This window comes from Streptomyces sp. NBC_00887 (assembly GCF_045207585.1).
Genome location: NZ_CP108788.1, coordinates 4,240,670 through 4,256,553, shown reverse-complemented (window position 1 = coordinate 4,256,553; position 15,884 = coordinate 4,240,670). Strand labels below are relative to the sequence as shown.

The 15,884-nt window shown below is 70.1% G+C and carries 14 protein-coding genes and 1 riboswitch; of the genes, 9 read left to right on the top strand and 5 right to left on the bottom strand.

The annotated features are described in order from the left end of the window. Positions 1-57 precede the first annotated feature (57 nt). The 7 genes from frr to OG844_RS19210 all read left to right on the top strand — a co-directional run bounded on the left by frr (position 58) and on the right by OG844_RS19210 (position 7,687). The gene (frr, locus tag OG844_RS19240) at positions 58-615 is read left to right on the top strand and encodes a ribosome recycling factor (RefSeq protein ID WP_031100531.1); all 558 of its coding nucleotides are present in this window, start codon (positions 58-60) and stop codon (positions 613-615) included. After that, positions 615-1,703 carry a phosphatidate cytidylyltransferase gene (locus tag OG844_RS19235; RefSeq protein ID WP_406391826.1) on the top strand — a complete coding sequence of 363 codons (1,089 nt, stop codon included), beginning with the start codon at positions 615-617 and terminating at the stop codon, positions 1,701-1,703. The genes frr and OG844_RS19235 overlap by 1 nt, the downstream gene beginning before the upstream one ends. 309 nt (positions 1,704-2,012) lie before the next feature. Continuing rightward, complete coding sequence (rlmN, locus tag OG844_RS19230; protein WP_406391824.1) at positions 2,013-3,119, top strand: 23S rRNA (adenine(2503)-C(2))-methyltransferase RlmN; 1,107 nt, start codon at positions 2,013-2,015, stop codon at positions 3,117-3,119. Between the two features lie 77 nt (positions 3,120-3,196). Beyond that, positions 3,197-3,303: riboswitch (TPP riboswitch) on the top strand. A 71-nt stretch (positions 3,304-3,374) separates the two neighbouring features. Beyond that, positions 3,375-4,472 (top strand): thiamine ABC transporter substrate binding subunit, encoded by a 1,098-nt coding sequence (locus OG844_RS19225; RefSeq protein ID WP_406391822.1) that lies wholly within the window; start codon positions 3,375-3,377, stop codon positions 4,470-4,472. Positions 4,473-4,516: 44 nt separating this feature from the next. Further along, complete coding sequence (locus OG844_RS19220) at positions 4,517-6,130, top strand: ABC transporter permease (protein WP_406391821.1); 1,614 nt, start codon at positions 4,517-4,519, stop codon at positions 6,128-6,130. A 2-nt stretch (positions 6,131-6,132) separates the two neighbouring features. Then, the gene (locus OG844_RS19215) at positions 6,133-7,164 is read left to right on the top strand and encodes an ABC transporter ATP-binding protein (protein ID WP_406391819.1); all 1,032 of its coding nucleotides are present in this window, start codon (positions 6,133-6,135) and stop codon (positions 7,162-7,164) included. Between the two features lie 70 nt (positions 7,165-7,234). Continuing rightward, positions 7,235-7,687, top strand: a complete 453-nt coding sequence (locus tag OG844_RS19210) for an SRPBCC domain-containing protein (RefSeq protein ID WP_406391817.1) — start codon at positions 7,235-7,237, stop codon at positions 7,685-7,687. A 33-nt stretch (positions 7,688-7,720) separates the two neighbouring features. On the opposite strand, the gene OG844_RS19205 is transcribed toward OG844_RS19210, so the two are convergent. From OG844_RS19205 to OG844_RS19185, 5 genes are all read right to left on the bottom strand, one after another. After that, positions 7,721-8,839: an LOG family protein gene (locus OG844_RS19205; protein WP_406391815.1), complete on the bottom strand. Its 1,119-nt coding sequence runs from the start codon at positions 8,837-8,839 to the stop codon at positions 7,721-7,723. Positions 8,840-8,873: 34 nt separating this feature from the next. Next, positions 8,874-10,037, bottom strand: a complete 1,164-nt coding sequence (locus OG844_RS19200) for a hypothetical protein (RefSeq protein WP_406391813.1) — start codon at positions 10,035-10,037, stop codon at positions 8,874-8,876. Then, positions 10,019-10,756, bottom strand: a complete 738-nt coding sequence (locus OG844_RS19195; protein WP_406391812.1) for an ABC transporter ATP-binding protein — start codon at positions 10,754-10,756, stop codon at positions 10,019-10,021. Before OG844_RS19195 ends, OG844_RS19200 begins: the two co-directional genes overlap by 19 nt. Before the next feature lie 216 nt (positions 10,757-10,972). After that, positions 10,973-12,352 (bottom strand): aspartate aminotransferase family protein, encoded by a 1,380-nt coding sequence (locus OG844_RS19190; protein WP_329206916.1) that lies wholly within the window; start codon positions 12,350-12,352, stop codon positions 10,973-10,975. Continuing rightward, complete coding sequence (locus tag OG844_RS19185; protein WP_383177361.1) at positions 12,337-12,828, bottom strand: Lrp/AsnC family transcriptional regulator; 492 nt, start codon at positions 12,826-12,828, stop codon at positions 12,337-12,339. Before OG844_RS19185 ends, OG844_RS19190 begins: the two co-directional genes overlap by 16 nt. Before the next feature lie 177 nt (positions 12,829-13,005). Here OG844_RS19185 and OG844_RS19180 point away from each other — a divergent pair, with 177 nt between their 5' ends. Together OG844_RS19180 and OG844_RS19175 are read left to right on the top strand one after the other, a co-directional pair. After that, on the top strand, positions 13,006-14,445 hold the full coding sequence (locus OG844_RS19180; RefSeq protein WP_356427982.1) for a gamma-aminobutyraldehyde dehydrogenase: 1,440 nt from the start codon (positions 13,006-13,008) through the stop codon (positions 14,443-14,445). A 227-nt stretch (positions 14,446-14,672) separates the two neighbouring features. Further along, the gene (locus OG844_RS19175; RefSeq protein WP_406391809.1) at positions 14,673-15,836 is read left to right on the top strand and encodes a spermidine/putrescine ABC transporter substrate-binding protein; all 1,164 of its coding nucleotides are present in this window, start codon (positions 14,673-14,675) and stop codon (positions 15,834-15,836) included. The last annotated feature ends 48 nt before the right edge of the window (positions 15,837-15,884 follow it).

Here is a 15,884-nt window from a genome sequence, read left to right as displayed (position 1 = left end):
GCAGGATCCGCAGGGCCCGACGATGCCGGGCCCACTCAAGACACGCAGGAGCACGTGGTGATCGAAGAAATCCTCCTCGAGGCCGAGGAGAAGATGGAGAAGGCCGTGGTGGTCGCCAAAGAGGACTTTGCCGCGATCCGTACCGGCCGTGCGCACCCGGCGATGTTCAACAAGATCGTCGCCGACTACTACGGCGCGCTGACCCCGATCAACCAGCTGGCCTCGTTCTCGGTCCCCGAGCCGCGCATGGCAGTGGTGACTCCGTTCGACAAGACCGCGCTGCGCAACATCGAGCAGGCGATCCGTGACTCCGACCTCGGCGTCAACCCGAGCAACGACGGCAACATCATCCGTGTGACGTTCCCCGAGCTCACGCAGGACCGTCGCAAGGAGTACATCAAGGTCGCCAAGACCAAGGCCGAGGACTCCAAGATCTCGATCCGCTCCATCCGCCGCAAGGCCAAGGAGTCGCTCGACAAGCTCGTCAAGGACAAGGAGTCCGGCGAGGACGAGGTCCGCCGCGCGGAGAAGGAGCTCGACGACACCACCGCGAAGTACGTCGCACAGGTGGACGAGCTGCTCAAGCACAAGGAAGCCGAGCTGCTCGAAGTCTGATGAACGACTCTTCCTTGGGCGCCCCGCAGGGAGCCGGCTACTGGGGTGCGCCCGAGACGGGGGTCGCTCCGGCGGGTCCTGCCCACGATGTGCACGGCGCCCAGCAGACTCGGCCCATGCCCATCGTGCCGGACGTTCCCGACGCAGGTAGAGACGCAGACGACCGCGACAACCGGGACAGGGACGCCGCGCACGTCAGCGGTCCCCTGTTCCGTGACGAGAAGCAGCAGGAGCCCATGTCCACCGCGTTGCCGTCGCCCCCACCGCAGAAGAAGCGGGCAGGTCGTGATCTGCGCGCCGCGATAGGGGTCGGTCTCGGTCTCGGCGTGGTCGTCGCCGGTTCGCTCTTCATCGTGAAGGCCGTCTTCGTCGGTGTGGTCGTGCTGGCGGTGGTGGTCGGGCTCTGGGAGCTCACCTCGCGCCTCAAGGAGCGCAAGGGGATCAACGCCCCCCTCGTGCCGCTCGCCGTCGGCGGCGCCGCCATGGTCGTCGCCGGCTACGTGCGGGACGCGGAGGGCGCCTGGGTCGCCATGGCGCTCACCGCGCTCGCGGTGCTCGTCTGGCGGATGACCGAGTCGCCGGAGGGCTACCTCAAGGACGTCACGGCCGGTGTCTTCGCCGTCTTCTACGTGCCGTTCCTGGCGACGTTCGTCGCGATGATGCTCACCGCGGACGACGGTCCGTGGCGCGTGCTGACCTTCCTGCTGCTCACCGTGGTCGCCGACACCGGTGCGTACGCCGTCGGCTGGCGCTTCGGCACGCACAAGCTCGCACCGCGCATCAGCCCCGGGAAGACCCGCGAGGGCCTGTTCGGCGCGATCGGTTTCGCGATGGTCGCCGGTGCCCTGTGCATGGAGTTCCTGATCGACGACGGCAGGTGGTGGCAGGGACTGCTGCTGGGCCTCGCGGTCGCCGCCAGCGCCACCCTCGGCGACCTGGGCGAGTCCATGATCAAGCGGGACCTCGGGATCAAGGACATGGGCACGCTGCTGCCGGGCCACGGCGGCATCATGGACCGGCTCGACTCGCTGCTGCCGACCGCACCGGTGGTCTGGCTGCTGCTGGTGTTGTTCGTCGGATCCGGCTGATTCGCTGCTGCGTCCCCGTGTGACCTGCGGGTTCTACGAGTGAGGGTCCGTTGCCCACGGGGCGGCGGGCCCTCACTCGTGCTGAGCCCGGGCCTCGGCACCGGTGCGGAGAAGCCGCACTGCGTACAGCTGTCCTCGGGTGCGATCGGTCACGGTCCTGCGAGTGGCCCGGGCCCGTCCGAGGGCCGTCACAAGGCCTCCGACATCGACGGACAGCACCGGCAGCGGCCCGGACACGGTCGCGCCCCACCCCGCCCCGGCCGGCGACGACCTCTGGTACCACGGCGTGTCTGCGACACTGGAAGAACCATGCCTAAGCCCGGAGAACTCCAGTTTGTCGCGCCCCGCGGAGCCAAGCAGCCGCCGCGGCACCTCGCCGACCTCACCCCCGACGAGCGCAAGGAAGCAGTCGCCGCGACCGGCGAGAAGCCCTTCCGCGCCAAGCAGCTGTCGCAGCACTACTTCGCGCGGTACGCGCACGACCCGGCCGAGTGGAGCAACATTCCGGCCGGTTCGCGGGAGAAGCTCGCCGAGGCGCTGTTCCCCGACCTGATGTCCGTGATGCGCCACATCAGCTGCGACGACGACACCACCCGTAAGACGCTCTGGAAGCTGCACGACGGGACGCTCGTCGAGTCCGTCCTCATGCGGTATCCGGACCGGGTGACGATGTGCATCTCCTCGCAGGCCGGGTGCGGGATGAACTGCCCGTTCTGCGCGACCGGGCAGGCCGGCCTCGACCGCAATCTCTCCACGGCCGAGATCGTGCACCAGATCGTGGACGGGATGCGGGCGCTGCGTGACGGTGAGGTCCCGGGCGGGCCCGCGCGGCTCTCCAACATCGTCTTCATGGGTATGGGTGAGCCCCTGGCCAACTACAAGCGCGTCGTCGGGGCGATCCGGCGGCTGACCGACCCCGAGCCGGACGGCCTCGGACTCTCGCAGCGCGGGATCACCGTGTCCACGGTGGGCCTGGTGCCGGCCATGCTGCGCTTCGCCGACGAGGGCTTCAAGTGCCGTCTCGCCGTCTCGCTCCACGCCCCGGACGACGAGTTGCGCGACACCCTCGTTCCCGTGAACACGCGGTGGAACGTCCGGGAGGTGCTGGACGCGGCGTGGGAGTACGCCGAGAAGTCCGGCCGCCGCATCTCCATCGAGTACGCGCTGATCCGCGACATCAACGACCAGGCATGGCGGGGCGACCGGCTCGGCCGGCTGCTCAAGGGCAAGCGCGTGCACGTCAACCTCATCCCGCTGAACCCGACGCCCGGTTCCAAGTGGACCGCCTCGCGGCCCGAGGACGAGAAGGCGTTCGTCGACGCGATCGCCGCTCATGGTGTACCCGTCACGGTCCGTGACACCCGTGGTCAGGAGATCGACGGGGCCTGCGGACAGCTGGCGGCCTCCGAGCGCTGACAAGGTTCCGGGGACGGGCGCCATCCGGCCGGAACGGCGTGATCCGGCCGGTGTAGCCTGGCCCGGAAATCAACTTCATATTCCGACAGGGGAGCGCCACAGCGCTGAGAGTGCGGCACCGAGCCGCAGACCCTCTGAACCTCGCCCGGGTCATTCCGGGTAGGAAGTTCGGACCTTACTCAAGCTGTTGCGCCCTGCCCGCTCGCCGAGCGGGCAGGGCCGCGTCTCTTCCTGGTCACGTCCAGGAGGAATCACATGAACACCACCACGAAGTGCGCCGCGACGGCGCTGGCCGCCGCGCTCGGCGTGACCGTGCTCGCGGGCTGCGGCGGATCCGACGACGACGCCTCGGGTTCCGGGAACTCCAAGGCGTCCAAGACCGTGACCCTCGTCAGCCACGACTCCTTCAACGCCTCGGAGGCGGTCCTGAAGGAGTTCACGAAGGAGACCGGCTACACGGTCAAGGTGCTGAAGAGCGGTGACGCCGGTGCCGCGCTCAACCAGGAGATCCTGACCAAGGGATCCCCCCGCGGCGATGTGTTCTTCGGCATCGACAACACGCTGCTCTCACGAGCCCTGGACAACGGACTGTTCACCCCGTACGAGGCGAAGGGGCTCGACCGCGTCGCGGCCGACACCCAGCTCGACGCGGACAAGCACCGGGTCACGCCCGTCGACACCGGCGACATCTGCATCAACTACGACAAGAAGTACTTCGCCGACAAGAAGCTCGCGCCGCCGCAGTCGTTCGACGACCTGCTGAAGCCCGCGTACAAGAACCTCCTCGTCACCGAGAACGCCGCGACCTCCTCGCCCGGCCTCGGCTTCCTCCTCGGCACCGTCGCCACGTACGGCGAGGACGGCTACCAGGACTACTGGAAGAAGCTGAAGGGCAACGGCGTCAAGGTCGTCGACGGCTGGGAGCAGGCGTACAACGAGGAGTTCTCCGGCTCGGCGGGCGGCAAGAAGACCAAGGCAGACCGGCCGCTCGTCGTCTCGTACGCCTCCAGCCCGCCCGTCGAGGTGCTGTACGCGGAGCCGCAGCCCACCGAGGCACCGACCGGGGTCGCCACCGGAACCTGCTTCCGCCAGATCGAGTTCGCCGGCCTGCTGGACGGTGCGAAGAACGAGGCGGGCGGTAAGGCGCTGCTGGACTTCCTGATCAGCAAGCAGTTCCAGGAGGACATGCCGCTCAACATGTTCGTGAACCCGGTCGCCGAGGACGCGGAGCTGCCGGAGCTCTTCACGAAGTTCGGTGCGACCGTCGACAAGCCGACGACCGTGGCCCCGGAGAAGATCGCCAAGAACCGTGAGCAGTGGGTCCGGTCGTGGTCCTCGCTCGTCGTGAAGTAGCCGCGCGTCCCCCGCGCGGGGGGAACGCGGCGCGGCTCGGCCTGATGGCCGTGCCCGTCGCGTTCTTCGCGCTGTTCTTCGCCTACCCCGTCGTCGCGATCGTCGGCCGGGGACTGAAGGCGGACGGCGTCTGGCAGTTCGGCCGGATCGGCGAGGTACTGAGCCGGCCGGACATCGCCGACGTCCTCTGGTTCACCACCTGGCAGGCGCTCGCGTCGACCGTGCTCACGCTGCTGATCGCGCTGCCGGGCGCCTATGTCTTCGCCCGGTTCGACTTCCCCGGCAAGCAACTGCTGCGTGCGGTCGTGACCGTGCCGTTCGTCCTGCCGACGGTCGTCGTGGGAACGGCTTTCCTGGCACTGCTGGGGCGCGGCGGATTCCTCGACGAGCTGTGGGGCGTCCGGCTCGACACCACGGTCTGGGCGATCCTCCTCGCCCATGTCTTCTTCAACTACGCGGTCGTCGTACGGACCGTCGGCGGCCTGTGGTCGCAGCTCGACCCCCGTCAGGAGGAGGCTGCCCGGGTGCTCGGCGCCGGACGCCTCGCGGCGTGGCGACGGGTGACCCTGCCCGCGCTGGCGCCGGCCGTGGGCGCCGCCGCACTGATGGTCTTCCTCTTCACGTTCACCTCCTTCGGAGTCGTCCAGATCCTCGGCGGTCCTGCCTACTCCACCCTGGAGGTGGAGATCTACCGGCAGACCGCCCAGCTGCTCGATCTGCCGACGGCCGCCGTGCTGACCCTGGTGCAGTTCGCCGCGGTCGGCGGGATCCTCGCCGTACACGCGTGGACCGTACGGCGCAGGGAGACCGCGCTGAAGCTCGTCGACCCGGCACAGACCTCCCGCCGGCCGCGCGGGGCCGGGCAGCGGGCCCTGCTCGGCGGCGTACTGCTGACCGTCGCGCTGCTCATCGTCGCGCCCCTCGGTGTGCTGGTGGAGCGCTCCGTGGACACGTCCGGCGGCTACGGCTTCGGCTTCTACCGCGCGCTGCAGTCCGCCGACGCGAGCGGCTCCACGTTCCTGGTCCCGCCTCTGGAGGCCATCTGGAACTCGCTGCAGTACGCGCTGGTCGCGACCCTCATCGCCCTCGTGATCGGCGGTCTCGCCGCGGCGGCGCTGACGAGGCGGGCAGGGCCGCTGGTGCGCGGCTTCGACGCGCTGCTGATGCTGCCTCTCGGGGTGTCCGCCGTCACCGTCGGCTTCGGCTTCCTGATCACGCTCGACGAGCCGCCCCTGGACCTGCGTACGTCCTGGATCCTCGTACCGCTCGCCCAGGCGCTGGTGGGCGTCCCCTTCGTCGTACGGACCATGCTGCCCGTCCTGCGCGCGGTCGACGACCGGCTGCGGGAGGCCGCGGCGGTGCTCGGCGCCTCGCCGCTGCGGGCCTGGCGCGAGGTCGACCTGCCGCTGGTGCGGCGGGCGCTGCTGGTGGCCGCGGGCTTCGCGTTCGCCGTGTCGCTCGGCGAGTTCGGCGCGACGGTGTTCATCGCACGCCCCGACAACCCCACCCTGCCGGTGGCGGTCGCCCGGCTGCTGGGGCGGTCCGGGGAGCTCAACTACGGGCAGGCGATGGCACTCAGCACGATCCTGATGCTCGTCTGCGCGGTGTCGCTGCTCCTGCTCGAACGTATCCGCACCGACCGATCCGGGGAGTTCTAGAGATGCTGGCACTGGATTCGGCCACGGTCCGCTTCGGGAAGCGAACCGCGCTGGACGCCGTGGACCTGGAGGTCGCCGAGCACGAGATCGTCTGTGTCCTCGGGCCCAGCGGCAGCGGAAAGTCGACGCTCCTGCGGGTCGTCGCGGGGCTGCAGCGGCTGGACGGCGGACGGGTGCTCCTGGACGGTGCCGACCAGGCCGCCGTGCCGGTGCACCGGCGCGGGCTCGGGCTGATGTTCCAGGACCACCAGCTGTTCCCCCACAGGGACGTCGGCGCGAACGTCGCGTTCGGGCTGCGGATGCACGGGGTCTCCCGGGCCGAGCGCGACCGCAGGGCCGACGAGCTCCTCGACCTCGTCGGCCTGCCCGGCGCCGGACGGCGGGCCGTCGCCGCCCTGTCGGGTGGCGAGCAGCAGCGCGTCGCCCTCGCCCGCGCGCTGGCACCCCGCCCGAAACTGCTGATGCTGGACGAGCCGCTCGGGCAGCTGGACCGGAGCCTGCGCGAACGGCTCGTCGTCGAGCTGCGCACCCTCTTCGGCCGGCTCGGTACGACGGTGCTCGCCGTCACCCACGACCAGGGCGAGGCCTTCGCCCTCGCGGACCGGGTGGTGGTCATGCGGGACGGCAGGATCGCTCAGGCGGGAACCCCTCTGGAGGTCTGGCAGCGCCCGGCCTCCGCGTTCGTCGCCCGGTTCCTCGGCTTCGACAACGTGGTGGACGCGACGGTGACCGGCACGGCCGCCGACACGCCCTGGGGCAAGGTGCCGGTGCCCGGCGACTCGCCCCAGGGCGCGCGCGAGCTGCTGGTCCGGCCGGCCGGGGTACGGATCGGCGGCGCGCAGGAGGGGCTGACCTGCACGGTGGGCGCGCGCACGTTCCGGGGCCACCATGTCGCCGTGACCCTGCACCCCGCCGACGGGCCCGTTCTGGAGGCCGAGTGCGGGCTGCGGGACGCCCCGGAGGAGGGGGCCAGGGTGGGCGTGACGTTCGACGTGGCGGAGACGGTGGTCCTGTCCCGGGCCCACGCGGTCTGACCCGTCCGGCTGGCGGAGCCCCCCGGAGCCTGGTCCCCTGGACACGGAACCGTCGGGAAGGACTGGGGTCATGACTGGATCAGCGCGCGAGGGCATCGACATCACCCGCGTCGTCGAGGCACCGCGGGACCGGGTCTTCGCCGCCTGGACGGTCCCCGAGGACTTCGCCGCCTGGTACGGGGGCGAAGCGGACGTGCCGCTGGACCGGTTGTCGATGGACGTCACGCCGGGCGGTGAGTGGAGCGTGGTCATCGTCGTGCCCGGCGCGGAGATGCCGTTCCACGGCGTCTACCGTGAGGTGTCCGCCCCCGAGCGGCTCGTCTTCACGCTGAAGGACAGGAGCGCGCCCGCGGACGTCGAGGGCGAGACCGTCACGGTCACCTTCACCGAGCTGAGCAGGAAGTCGACCGAGATGGTCTTCCAGCAGCGCGGCGGCAATCTCACGCCCGAGCAGTACGCGGCGGCCGAGGACGGCTGGGATGCCTTCTTCGACGCCCTGGACGCCCGCCTCGCCGCCCGCTGAGCCGGCCGGAACCCGGGCCGGCCGGACAGCCCGTCAGCCCGTCAGCCGGGCGAGGGCTCCGGCTGCCTCCTCCACCGTGTCGACGAGCGCGATACGGGACTCCATCGCCCGGTCCGCCGCCAGCGCGCTCAGCAGCGGCCAGGCGGGCAGCTTCTCCGTCCAGTGCGCGCGGTTCACCAGCACCATCGGCGTGGGAGCGGAACGCGACTCGTAGTAGTTCGGCGTCGCGTTGTCAAAGATCTCCTGCACGGTCCCGGCGGCGCCGGGCAGAAAGATCACACCGGCGTTCGAGCGGGCCAGCAGCCCGTCCTCGCGCACGGCGTTCGCGAAGTACTTGGCGATGTGGTCGGCGAAGGCGTTCGGCGGCTCGTGGCCGTAGAACCAGGTCGGGACCGCGACCGAGGATCCACCGTCGGGCCAGCGGCTCCGCACGGCGAAGGCCGCCGTCGCCCAGTCGGTGACCGAGGTGCTGAACGACGGCGAACTGGCGAGGAGTTCGCAGGCCTTGAGCAGCATCGCGTCGGAGTGCGGGGCGGCGTACGCGCCGAGGTTGGCCGCCTCCATGGCACCCGGGCCGCCGCCCGTCGCCACGGTCAGACCGCTGCGGGCCAGCTCCCTGCCGAGGGTGGCGGCGCCACGGTACGCCTCGGAACCGCGGGCCATCGCGTGGCCGCCCATCACGCCCACCACCCGGGCCCCGACCAGGTGTTCGTCCAGGGCGTCGGAGACCGCGTCGTCGTGGAGCGCCCGCAGCATCGAGGCGAAGACATCGCCGTTCGACTTGGTCAGCTGGAACCAGTCGTACGCCCGCGCGTCCGGCGTCGAGCCGTAACCGCCCTCGGCCAAGCCCTCGTAGAGGGCGTCGGGGGTGTAGAGCAGTCCGCGGTACGGGTCGAAGGGCAGCCCCGGCACCGGCGGGAAGACGAACGCCCCGTCCGCCCGTATCTTCGCCTCGGCGCGGGGGTCCATGCGGCAGCCGAGGAAGACCGTGCCCCTGGTCCCGGTCACGAGGAGCGCCTCGCTCCGGCCGGTCAGGTCGACGGACTGGACACGATGGCCGGCCAGGGTTCCGGCGGCGACCGCCACGTCGAATGCGGTGAGCGTCTCGATCTCGACGCCGGGTGCGTACGTGTTCTCGTCCGGATTCTCCACGCCGCCATGCTACGGACCACCGCGGCGCCGGGTCTCACCCCGTCAGAGGAAGGGCCGCCAGCTCCGCGATCGCCCAGGTCAGCGGGGCGAAGACAGCCAGCAGCACCAGTGCCCGCAGGGCGGCGGCGGCGCGGAGCGAGGAGGCCGGGGCACCGAGCCGCAGCAGGGTCTCGGCCGTACGGGTCCGGGACTGCTTGGCCTCCAGCGCGGAGGTCAGTAGCGTCGCCGTCGTACAGCCCAGGACGAGTACGGCGCCGAGCGCGGTGAGCGGGCCGAAGGGCCGCGGCCCGCCGTCGTACAGCACCGAGCCCGCGATCACCCCGGACAGCACCGCGCAGACGATCCCGAGCGGACGGCCGATCCGGCGCGCCTCGTCCATCAGGACCCTTCCCGCCAGCAGACGTACGGCCCCGGGGCGCACCGCCTGGAGCAGCCGCCCGCAGAGGTGGGTCAGACCGGGACCGGCCATGGCCAGGCCGATCGCCGTGAGGGTCCAGCCCACCAGCACGCTCGCCGGAGTGGAGTCCAGCCTCCCCGGCAGCGGGAAGGGGCTGCCCGCCGAACCGCGGTTCGCGTACGCCTCGACAGCGAGGCCGGCCGCCGTCAGCGCGACTCCCCACGGGAGCCCCGTCGGTGCAGGTACGGGGGTGAGAAGCTCCTCCGCCTCCTGGGCCTCGGACGGTGCGACGGGCCGTGAGCGCAGTGCGAGGCCGCTCGCCGCCGCCGAGGCCAGCGGCACGAGGGTCAGCAGCATCAGCGCGGCCGCCAGCGGCAACGGGGCATCGGCGCCGAGGAGTTCGGCGGCACCGCCGTCGAACGGCAGCCCGGTCAGATCGCCCCGCAGATGGAGGAAGAAGAGCAGGGCGACCATCGAACCCAGCGTGGTGGACACCGCGGTGGACACGGCGGCGAGCACGCTCAGCCGGACCGGCCCGAGCCCCACGGCGAAGAGCCCCGGACGTGGGCGTGTACTCGGATCGGTACGCGCCACCGCGACCGCGAACTGCACCGTCGCGGCCAGCGGAACAGCACACCACAGCAGCCTCAGCACGGAGGTCGAGGCGTGCGCCGGGTGCGAGGAGGCGTACCCGAGGGTGCACAGGAGGAGGAAGCCGACACCGGCCGACGCGGCCGCGACGAGCAGCCGCCGCGTCAGGACCAGGGGATGGGAACCACGGGTCAGACGGAGAGCGAGCACGCCGAGCGGCCTTCCGTATCCGATACGGCGGGCAGGGCGACGGTGGTGACATGACGGCCGTCCAGCAGGGAGACCGCGCGGTCGGCGAGGGTGGCGACCTCGGCATCATGGGTGGCGAGCACGACGGTGATGCCGTGGGACCGCGTCGCCGTGGTCAGGGTACGCAGCAGCTGCGCGCGCTCCGGACGGTGGAGGGTCGCGGTCGGCTCGTCCGCGAAGATCACGGACGGTGACGCGGTCAGGGCGCGGGCCACGGAGATCCGCTGACGCTGCGCCTGGAGCAGTGTGTGCGGGCGCTTCTTGGCGAGCATCCCGATGTCGAGGCGCTCGAGCCACTCCATCGCGGCCTTCTTCGCCGTCCGGTGCGAGACGCCCCGCAGCAGCAGCGGAAGAGCGGCGTTCTCCCAGGTGGTCAGCTCCGGCACGAGCTGGGGCTCGGCGGCGATCCAGCCGAAGCGGTCGCGGCGGAGCTGCTCGCGCAGCCGCGGGCCCATGGTGTGGATGGGGACGCTGTTGAACCAGACTTCGCCCTGCTGGGGCACCAACTGGCCGGAGAGGCAGTGCAGCAGCGTCGTCTTGCCACTGCCCCGGGGGCCCGTGACGGCGAGGACCTCACCGTCGCGGACGCCGAGGGAGACACCGCCGAGCCCCGGTGATCCGTTGTGGGAATGGTGCAGGGAACGTGCCCAGATCACGTCGTTGTCCGGCGGGGCCACCATGGCGTACACCTCGGTTCAGATCAGATTTCCCGTTCCCCCGTACGGGGGACGAAGACAGGGCCGATCGGTCACTCGGCACGCTAGGTAGTCGGAGCGGGGTGTCGGGACAGCACACGGCCCGGATGCACCCCTTCTCACTCGAACGGGTGTATCCGGGCCGTGTGGACCGTATGAAATGACTGCCGGAAGCGGTGCGACCGGTGGCCGGAGCATCGGTCAGAGCTTCGTCCAGGCCTCCGTCAGCACGCTCCGCAGGATGCCTTCGATCTCGTCGAACGTCGACTGGTCGGAGATCAGCGGCGGAGCGAGCTGGACGACCGGGTCCCCGCGGTCGTCGGCCCGGCAGTACAGGCCGTTCTCGTACAGCGCCTTGGAGAGGAAGCCGTACAGGACGCGCTCGGTCTCCTCGTCGGTGAAGGTCTCCTTGGTGGCCTTGTCCTTCACCAGCTCGATGCCGTAGAAGAAGCCGTTGCCGCGGACGTCGCCGACGATCGGCAGGTCGTGCAGTTTCTGCAGCGTGGTGAGGAAGGCGTTCTCGTTGTCCAGGACGTGCTGGTTGAGACCCTCGCGCTCGAAGATGTCGAGGTTGGCGAGACCGACCGCTGCGGAGACCGGGTGGCCGCCGAAGGTGTAGCCGTGCAGGAAGGTGTTGCCGCCCCGGTAGAACGGCTCGGCCAGCCGGTCGGAGATGATGCAGGCGCCGATGGGGGAGTAGCCCGAGGTCATGCCCTTGGCGCAGGTGATCATGTCCGGTACGTAGTCGAACTTGTCGCAGGCGAACATCGTTCCGAGCCGGCCGAAGGCGCAGATGACCTCGTCGGAGACGAGCAGCACGTCGTGCCGGTCGCAGATCTCGCGGACCCGCTGGAAGTAGCCGGGCGGGGGCGGGAAGCAGCCGCCGGCGTTCTGCACGGGCTCCAGGAAGACGGCCGCGACGGTGTCCGCACCCTCGAAGAGGATCTCCTGCTCGATCTGGTCGGCGGCCCAGCGGCCGAAGGCCTCCGGGTCGTCGCCGAAGAGCGGGGCGCGGTAGATGTTGGTGTTCGGGACCTTGTGCGCGCCGGGGACCAGCGGCTCGAAGGGGGCCTTGAGGGCCGGCAGGCCGGTGATGGACAGGGCGCCCTGCGGGGTGCCGTGATAGGCGACCGCACGCGAGATGACCTTGTACTTGGTCGGCTTGCCCGTGAGCTTGAAGTACTGCTTGGCCAGCTTCCAGGCGGTCTCGACGGCCTCGCCGCCACCCGTGGTGAAGAAGACCTTGTTGAGGTCGCCCGGCGCGTGCGTGGCGAGACGCTCGGCCAGCTCGACGGCCTTCGGGTGGGCGTAGGACCACACCGGGAAGAAGGCCAGCTCCTGCGCCTGCTTGTACGCGGCCTCGGCGAGCTCGTGGCGGCCGTGTCCGGCGTTCACCACGAAGAGGCCGGACAGGCCGTCGAGGTAGCGCTTGCCCTTGTCGTCGTAGATGTGGGTGCCCTCGCCACGCACGATGGTGGGAACGGGCGCGTTCTCGTAGTCCGACATGCGGGTGAAGTGCATCCACAGGTGGTCGTACGCGGTTCGGCTGAGGTCCTTGCTCACGGCTATCGGGTTCCCCACATATAGGTCTGCTTCTTCAGCTTGAGGTAGACGAAGCTCTCGGTGGAGCGCACTCCGGGAACGGCCCGGATGCGTCTGTTGATCGTCTCCAGCAGGTGGTCGTCGTCCTCGCAGACGATCTCCACCATCAGGTCGAAGGAGCCCGCGGTCATCACCACGTACTCGCATTCGGTCATCGCCGACAGCGCCTCGGCCACGGGGTCGACGTCGCCCTCGACGTTGACGCCGACCATGGCCTGGCGCCGGAAGCCCACGGTCAGCGGGTCCGTGACGGCGACGATCTGCATCACGCCCTGGTCGAGCAGCTTCTGGACGCGCTGGCGCACGGCCGCTTCGGAGAGGCCGACGGCCTTGCCTATCGCGGCGTACGGCCGACGTCCGTCCTCCTGGAGCTGTTCGATGATTGCGAGGGACACGGCATCGACCGCGGGTGACGACCCGTTCCCGGTCCTGGAGTCTGCGCTACGACTGGCCACGCACCCACTCTGCACCCCGACTCGTCTGTCTGGCAAGCCCAAATCGATGAAATTCGTTGTCTGGGCACCTGAATATCACCGAATCCGAAGTTCCCGGTGGGTGGGTATGTCGAAAGCGTCGCCGCAGCGTTTAGGGTGGAAGTCTCACCCATCGGACAGCCGACAGGAGTGGTGGTTGTGACCACCGAGGTGCGCCGTCTGCGCAACTACATCAACGGAGAGTTCCGGGACGCCGCGGACGGGCGGACCATCGACGTGGTCAACCCGGTGACGGAGGAGGTCTACGCGACCTCCCCGCTCTCCGGACAGGCCGACGTCGATGCCGCCATGGACGCCGCTGCCGCCGCGTTCCCCGCATGGCGCGACGTGACCCCCGCCGAGCGCCAGAAGGCGCTGCTGAAGATCGCGGACGCGTTCGAGGAGAGGGCCGAGGACCTCATCGCGGCGGAGTCGGAGAACACCGGCAAGCCGCTGGAGCTCACCCGTACCGAAGAGATCCCGCCCATGGTGGACCAGATCCGCTTCTTCGCGGGTGCCGCCCGGCTGCTCGAGGGCCGCTCGGCCGGCGAGTACATGGAGGGCCTGACCTCGATCGTGCGCCGCGAGCCCGTGGGCGTCTGCGCGCAGGTCGCCCCGTGGAACTACCCGATGATGATGGCCGTCTGGAAGTTCGCCCCGGCGCTCGCCGCGGGCAACACCGTCGTCATCAAGCCGTCCGACACCACCCCGGCGTCGACCGTGCTGATCGCCGAGATCATCGGGCAGATCCTCCCCAAGGGCGTCTTCAACGTCATCTGCGGCGACCGTGAGACCGGCCGCGCGATGGTCGAGCACCGGACCCCGGCGATGGCGTCCATCACCGGCTCGGTACGCGCCGGTATGCAGGTGGCCGAGTCCGCGGCCAAGGACGTCAAGCGCGTCCACCTGGAGCTCGGCGGCAAGGCCCCGGTCGTGGTCTTCGAGGACACCGACATCGCCAAGGCCGTCGAGGGCATCTCCGTCGCGGGCTACTTCAACGCCGGCCAGGACTGTACGGCCGCGACCCGCGTCATGGTCCACGAGTCCATCCACGACGAGTTCGTCACCGCCCTCGCCAAGGCGGCGGCCGACACGAAGACCGGCCTGCCGGACGACGAGGACGTGCTGTACGGCCCGCTCAACAACGCCAACCAGCTGGCGCAGGTCAGCGGCTTCATCGAGCGCCTCCCCGCACACGCCAAGGTCGAGGCGGGCGGCCACCGGGTCGGCGACAAGGGCTACTTCTACGCCCCGACCGTCGTCTCCGGCCTCAAGCAGGACGACGAGATCATCCAGCACGAGGTCTTCGGCCCCGTCATCACCGTCCAGTCCTTCACGGACGAGGCCCAGGCGCTCGAGTACGCCAACGGCGTCGAGTACGCGCTGGCCTCCTCGGTGTGGACCAAGGACCACGCCCGCGCGATGCGGATGTCGAAGAGCCTCGACTTCGGCTGCGTGTGGATCAACACCCACATCCCGCTCGTCGCCGAGATGCCGCACGGCGGATTCAAGAAGTCCGGCTACGGCAAGGACCTTTCGGCGTACGGTTTCGAGGACTACACCCGGATCAAGCACGTCATGACGTCGCTCGGCGACTGACCGGCGCCGGTCGGCGAACGACCGACGCCGCGCGCGAACGGCCCCGGGCTCCGGTCCGGGGCCGTTCGGCGTCCCGGGAGCCTCCCGCGGGGCGCACGGCACGCACCGCGTCGCACGGCATGGACATGGTGTGCGGAAGGGGCGGTCTCCGCTGGACGGTTGGTCCATTGCCCGCCGTCGCGGGGGACGGGCATCCTGCGCGGGTGCGCTCGATTCCGGAACACCTCATGTCCCGTCGCTCCCTGCTGCGCGCCCTCGGCGCGGGAGCGGCCGGTACCGCCCTGACCGGCTGCGGAGTGCCCGCCGCCTATGTGGAGCCCGGTGAACGCTCCGGACGCGACAGCTCGGACCGCGACCACTCGCTCCACTTCGCCAACTGGCCGCTCTACATCGACACCGACGACGAGGACGAGTCGAAGCGGCCCACGCTCGACGCGTTCTCCCGGCGGACCGGGATCTCCGTCTCGTACACCGAGGAGATCAACGACAACGACGAGTTCTTCGGGAAGATCAGCCCGGCGCTGATGAACCACCAGCCGACGGGCCGGGACCTCGTCGTCGTCAGCGACTGGATGGCCGCCCGGTTCGTACGACTCGGCTGGGTGCAGGAGATGGACCGCTCCGAGCAGCCCAATGTTGCCAAGTACCTGGACCCGCAGCTGCGTTCACCCGCCTTCGACGAGGGGCGGCTGCACAGTGTGCCCTGGCAGTCAGGGATCACCGGCATCGCGTACAACCGCGAGAAGCTCGGGCGGGAGATCCGGCACACGAGCGAGCTCTGGGCGGACGATCTGCGCGGCAGGGTGACGCTGCTCTCCGGGCTCGACGAGGCGTTCGCCCTGCTCATGCAGGGCGACGGGGCCGACATCACCCGGTGGACCGCCGATGATTTCCACCGGATGTGCGAGCAGGTGGAGAAGCGTGTGAGGAGTCGGCACATCCGCCGCTTCACGGGCAACGACTACATCAAGGACCTGGCCAACGGCGATGTGCTCGCCTGCCAGGCGTACTCCGGGGACGTCATCCAGCTCCAGGCCGACAACCCCGGCATCGAGTTCGTGGTGCCCGAGGAGGGTGCCGAGCTCTGGGCGGAGTCGCTCATGATCCCCAACCTGGCCGCCCACAAGCGCAATGCGGAGAGGCTCGTCGACTACTACTACGAGCCGGAGGTCGCCGCCGAACTGGCCACCTGGGTCAACTACGTCTGCCCGGTACCCGCCGCCCGCGAGATCCTGGCCTCCTCGAAGGACGAGGAGACCGCCGCGCTCGCCGAGGATCCACTGATCTTCCCCGACGACGCGATGCGTGAACGGCTCGCCATCGCCCGCGACATCACCTCCGAGGAGCGCACCGGCTTCGCGAAGAAGTGGAACTCCATCGTCGGACTCTGAGCCTGCGGCGAGCCGCAGCGAGGTGCGACCTGAGGTGCGCCGGAGGGT

Excerpts from the sequence above, each read along its gene's own strand:
- OG844_RS19235 (WP_406391826.1), top strand. The coding sequence starts at position 615 with ATGAACGACTCTTCCTTGGGCGCCCCGCAGGGAGCCGGCTACTGGGGT.
- rlmN (WP_406391824.1), top strand. The coding sequence starts at position 2,013 with ATGCCTAAGCCCGGAGAACTCCAGTTTGTCGCGCCCCGCGGAGCCAAG.
- OG844_RS19225 (WP_406391822.1), top strand. The coding sequence starts at position 3,375 with ATGAACACCACCACGAAGTGCGCCGCGACGGCGCTGGCCGCCGCGCTC.
- OG844_RS19220 (WP_406391821.1), top strand. The coding sequence starts at position 4,517 with ATGGCCGTGCCCGTCGCGTTCTTCGCGCTGTTCTTCGCCTACCCCGTC.
- OG844_RS19215 (WP_406391819.1), top strand. The coding sequence starts at position 6,133 with ATGCTGGCACTGGATTCGGCCACGGTCCGCTTCGGGAAGCGAACCGCG.
- OG844_RS19210 (WP_406391817.1), top strand. The coding sequence starts at position 7,235 with ATGACTGGATCAGCGCGCGAGGGCATCGACATCACCCGCGTCGTCGAG.
- OG844_RS19195 (WP_406391812.1), bottom strand. The coding sequence starts at position 10,756 with ATGGTGGCCCCGCCGGACAACGACGTGATCTGGGCACGTTCCCTGCAC.
- OG844_RS19175 (WP_406391809.1), top strand. The coding sequence starts at position 14,673 with ATGTCCCGTCGCTCCCTGCTGCGCGCCCTCGGCGCGGGAGCGGCCGGT.